Raw genomic sequence first — 4,693 nt, forward strand, 5'->3', positions numbered from 1 at the left:
GGGGGGATGGGAAAAGGGCGGTGTGGTTCCTGTGGCCTAAACCGCGTCCCGCTTTAGGTCCAGCCAGTCGCGCTCGCTGTCGGTCAGGGTGACCGACAGGCCCTCGATGTTGCGGCGGCTCTCGTCCAGCGTGCGCGGGCCGGACAGAGCGAAGGTGGCGAAGGGCTGCGACAGCACCCAGGCCATGGCGATCTGCACCGGGCTTGTGCCTTTGCTCTCGGCCAAAGCGATGGCGCGCCGCCGCCGCTCGAAATTATCCTCGGCGTGCCAGGACTTCGCGATCTCCGGCTCCGCTGCCGCCTTTGACGGATCGCCGCGCTCGGTGAAGAAGCCGCGGGCGGTCGAGGACCAGGCGAACAGGGCCGTGCCGCTCTCCTCCAGATGGCCCAGCCAGTCCGGGTCGCGGGCCGAGACGCAGCCGGCCCAGACCGGCTCGACCATCCGGGCCAGGGCCAGGTTGTTGCTCAGCACCGTGAAGCCGGCCTTCCCGGTGCGCCTCGCATAGTCGTTCGCCGCCCGGAACCGCTCCAGGCTCCAGTTCGAGCCGCCGAACACGCCGATCCTGCCCTCGCGGTGCAGCGCGTCCAGCACGTCGACGAACTCGCCGACCGGCACCTCCGGGTTGTCGCGGTGCAGGAAGTAGATGTCGACGCGGTCGGTGCGCAGCGCCTCCAGGCTCTGCTCCAGCTGGCTGCGCGCCGCCTCCGGCGTGCAGTTCGGGGTGTGCGCGCCCTTGCCGATCAGGACGATGCGGTCGCGCCCCCCCCGGCTCGCCAGATACTCGCCGAACAGCGCCTCGCAGCCGCCGCGCATGTAGATCCGGGCGGTGTCGAAGCAGTTGCCGCCGCGTTCGATATAGTCGTCGAACAGCGGCACCGCCTGCGCCAGGTCGTCCTGGTTGTCGACGCCCATCACCATGCGGGCGACAGGCTTCGCCACGCCCGGAATCGTGCCGTAGATCATTGTGCTTCCCTTATTCCGCCCGCCAGCAGGCCACGCCCTGCGGCGGCACCACCGGCCCGCCCAGCAGGTAGCGGCCGGCATCCTTCTCCGGCGCCGCCCAGTCGATCTCGCCGTAGTTGAAGGCGAAGGTCAGGTTTCCGCGGCGGCGCAGCCGCACCGCCTCCGGCAGCTCGGCGACGGGCAGCCCGACGCTGCCCAGCAGGTCGGCCATGACGCCGCGCAGCAGCGCCGGGTCCGGCCAGCCGGCCAGGTAGAAGCGGCTGCCGTCGCCGACCAGGGCCGGGGCGCCGTCAGCGAAGCTGGCCTGCACCGGCAGGTCGGTCTCCAGCCATTCGCGCCAGCGCCGGATCGATCCGGACAGGCCCGGCCCCTCGACCGGCTCGGCCAGGTTCGGGCGCAGCGACGCCACCTGGATCACCTTCAGCGGCAGCAGCTCCTGCAGCGCGCCGGGCGGCAGCTCGTCCGGGATGCTGAGGTCGCGGGTCTTCGACCCGGTGCGCGGGCCGAACAGGATGATCGCGTCGGTCGCGGCGAAGGCCTGCAGCGCGGCGTCGGATACATGCGCCAGCGACGGCACCACCACCGCCTTGTAGCCGGCCACGGAGGCGCCGGGGCGGACCATGTCGACATCCAGGCCCAGGCGGCGGATCGCCTCGTACCAGCGGAATGCCAGGTCGGTGTAGCGGAAGTCGCGGCCCTGCGGCTGGATCCGGGTGATCCAGGAGGTCTCGTAGTCGAACACCAGCGCCACCGGGGCGCGGGTCGAGGCGGGGAGGGCACCGAGCTTCGCCAGCTCCTGCCCGACCTGCGTCGCCTCCAGCCCGCCGGGCGACAGCTTGCGGTCCGGCCGGTTCAGCCCGGCATGCATCTGCTCCTGCGCGAAGGGGCATTGCCGCCAGCGGAAATAGCTGACCACCTCGGCGCCATGGGCCAGCGCCTCCCAGCTCCACAGCCGGACCATGCCGGGCTTCGGCACCGGGTTCCAGGCGGCCCAGTTCACCGGCCCGGGCTGCTGCTCCATCACCCACCAGCGGCCGCGGCCGACGGCGCGGTACAGGTCGTGGTTGAACGGCGCCAGATCGGGGTGCGAGGTGCGGGCCCAGCGCGCCCGCTCGTCATCGTCGCAGGCGATCTTCTCCAGCGTGCCCAGCGGGTAGCTGTCCCAGGACGCGATATCCAGGTCCTCGCCCAGCGGCCAGTGGTCGAACTCCTGGAAGAAGCCCATGAAATTGTGGGTGACGAAGCGGCCCGGCGAATGCTGGCGGATGATCTCCACCTGCATCCGGTTGTAGGCCGCGACCTGGTCCGAGGCGAAGCGCCAGTAGTCCAGCCGTGCCGCCGGGTTGGTCTCGGTCACCGCGCCGACCGGGGCGATGATCTCGTCGAAGCCGTTCACCTCCATCGACCAGAACACGTTGCCCCAGGCCTGGTTCAGCGCCTCCGGCGTCTGGTAGCGGTGGCGCAGCCAGGTGCGGAAGGCGGCGACGTCCTCGCGGCCGTAGGACAGCACGGTGTCGTGGCAGCCGAACTCGTTGTCGGTCTGCCAGCCGGCCACCGCGTCATGGGCGCCGTAGCGCCGGGCCACCTCCTCGGTGATCCGCGCGCTCTCGCGCAGCCAGGTGCTGCTGGAGAAGCTGGTGTGGCGGCGCGAGCCGAAGCCGCGGGTGCCGCCATATTCGTTCACCGGCAGGATGTCCGGGTGGCGGTCGACCAGCCATTTCGGCGGCGTCGCCGTCGGCGTGCACATCACCACCTTCAGCCCGGCGGCGCCCAGCGTGTCGATGGCGCGGTCCAGCCACCCCCAGTCGAAACGTCCCGGCTCCGGCTCGATCCGCGACCAGGCGAATTCGGCGATGCGGACGAAGGTGATGCCGACCTCGCACATCCGGCGGGCATCGTCCTCCCACCATTCTTCGGGCCAGTGTTCCGGGTAATAGCAGACGCCGAGCATTCGGAAGCCTCGTCAGGAGCGGAGGTTGGGGCGCTACTTCACCGCGCCGGCGGTGATGCCGGCCACGAAATAGCGCTGCAGGAAGATGAAGACGGCCAGCATGGGCAGGGTCAGCAGCACGGCCCCGGTCATCAGGGCACCCCAGGGCACCACATTCAGCCCGATCAGGCTGCCCAGCGCCACCGGCGCGGTGCGGGCGCCCGGCTGGGTCGCGACCAGCAGCGGCCACAGGTAGTTGTTCCAGGAGGCCAGGAACAGGATGATCGCCAGCGCCGCCATGCTGGGCCGCACCAGCGGCAGGGCGATGGTGAAGAAGATCCGGCCCTCGCGCGCGCCGTCGATCCGGGCGGCGTCCAGCAGCTCCTGCGGCAGCGACAGGAAGGTCTGGCGCATGAACAGCACGCCGAGCGAATAGAACAGCGGCGGCACGATCACCGCGATCCAGGTGTTGGACAGGCCCAGGTCGCGCGCCACCAGCACGTATTGCGGCACGATCACCACGGCATAGGGCACGGTCAGGGCCGCCACCAGCAGGCTGAACGCCGCCTGCTTGCCGACGAACCGGAAGCGGGCGAAGGCGTAGCCGGCCATGCTGGTCAAGAGCAGCGACAGAGCCGCCGAGACGGTGGCGATGCCGATCGAGTTCAGCATCGCCCGGCCGAAGCTGGCGGTGTCGTCCAGGAAGGCCAGGTTCTCCCAGAAATTGCCGCCCGGGGTCAGCGGCAGGTCCGGCGAGAAGATGGCGTAGTCGGGCAGGGTGGCGAAGACGGCCATCAGGTACAGCGGCGCCAGCCACAGCAGGGCCACGGGCGCCATGCCGCCGGTGAGGAGCAGGCTGCCCCAGCGGCGGCGCGAGGTCATGGAGCGGGACATGGCCATCCTCCTCACGCCTTCCGGCCGCGGGTGAGCATCAGGTTCACGGCCGCCATCACCGCCGCCATGCCGGCGATGGTGTAGGCGATCGCCGCGGCATAGCCGAAGTTCAGGCTGACGAAGCCCTGCTTGTAGAGATAGGTGCCGAGCGTCTCGGTGGCGCCGCCCGGGCCGCCGCGGTCGGTGATCAGCCAGGGCTCGGTGAACAGCTGCATCGTGCCGATGATCGACAGCACCAGGCAGAAGACCACGATCGGTTTCAGCAGCGGCAGGGTGATGCGGAAGAACTTGTCGGCCGGGGTGGCGCCGTCGATCGCCGCCGCCTCGTACAGGTCGCGCGGGATCGACTGCAGCCCGGCCAGGAGGATGATGGCGTTGTAGCCGGTCCAGCGCCAGGTCATCGCCACCATGATCGTGGCCATCGCCGCGTCCGGGTCGTGCAGCCAGTCGATCGGCGCCAGGCCGAGGGCCGCGAGCCCGTGGTTGACCGCGCCGAACTGGCCGTTGAACAGCAGCCGGAACACCACCGAATAGGCGACGTCGCTCACCACGACCGGGGCGAAGAAGGCGAAGCGGTAGATCGGCCGCAGCTTCAGCAGCGGCGAGTTCAGGGCCACCGCCAGCAGCGTCGCCAGGGTCAGCATCACCGGCACCTGGATGGCCAGGATGATCAGCGTGTTCTTCAGCGCCTCCTGGAAGGCGCGGTCGACCAGCAGGCGCCGCCAGTTGATGCCGATGTTCCAGACCCAGGGGTTCACCCGCGTGTTCTGCAGCGACAGCAGCGCCGAATCGATGATCGGCCAGCACCAGAACACCGCGAAGACCAGGAAGAAGGGCAGCAGGAACCAGTACGGCGCCAGCGCGTGCCGCCGGCGGCGCCACCCGGCGCCGGCCTCCGCCGCGGGG

4 protein-coding genes are annotated in these 4,693 nt (G+C 70.2%); all 4 read right to left on the bottom strand.

The genetic code is table 11. The features are described from left to right. Nucleotides 1–36 precede the first annotated feature (36 nt). Nucleotides 37–939 (bottom strand): aldo/keto reductase, encoded by a 903-nt coding sequence (locus tag P409_RS27155; RefSeq protein ID WP_161790481.1) that lies wholly within the window; start codon nucleotides 937–939, stop codon nucleotides 37–39. 34 nt (nucleotides 940–973) lie between these two features. After that, nucleotides 974–2,914: a beta-galactosidase gene (locus P409_RS27160; RefSeq protein ID WP_034845752.1), complete on the bottom strand. Its 1,941-nt coding sequence runs from the start codon at nucleotides 2,912–2,914 to the stop codon at nucleotides 974–976. 33 nt (nucleotides 2,915–2,947) lie between these two features. Then, entirely contained in the window at nucleotides 2,948–3,787 is an 840-nt protein-coding gene (locus P409_RS27165) for a carbohydrate ABC transporter permease (protein WP_034845753.1), read from the bottom strand. An 11-nt stretch (nucleotides 3,788–3,798) separates the two neighbouring features. Then, nucleotides 3,799–4,693: carbohydrate ABC transporter permease (locus P409_RS27170; protein ID WP_202964827.1), on the bottom strand; the 895-nt coding region annotated here is incomplete at its 5' end.

It is taken from the genome of Inquilinus limosus MP06 (assembly GCF_000767795.1).
Taxonomy (GTDB): domain Bacteria; phylum Pseudomonadota; class Alphaproteobacteria; order DSM-16000; family Inquilinaceae; genus Inquilinus; species Inquilinus limosus_E.

Excerpts from the sequence above, each read along its gene's own strand:
- P409_RS27160 (WP_034845752.1), bottom strand. The coding sequence starts at position 2,914 with ATGCTCGGCGTCTGCTATTACCCGGAACACTGGCCCGAAGAATGGTGG.
- P409_RS27165 (WP_034845753.1), bottom strand. The coding sequence starts at position 3,787 with ATGTCCCGCTCCATGACCTCGCGCCGCCGCTGGGGCAGCCTGCTCCTC.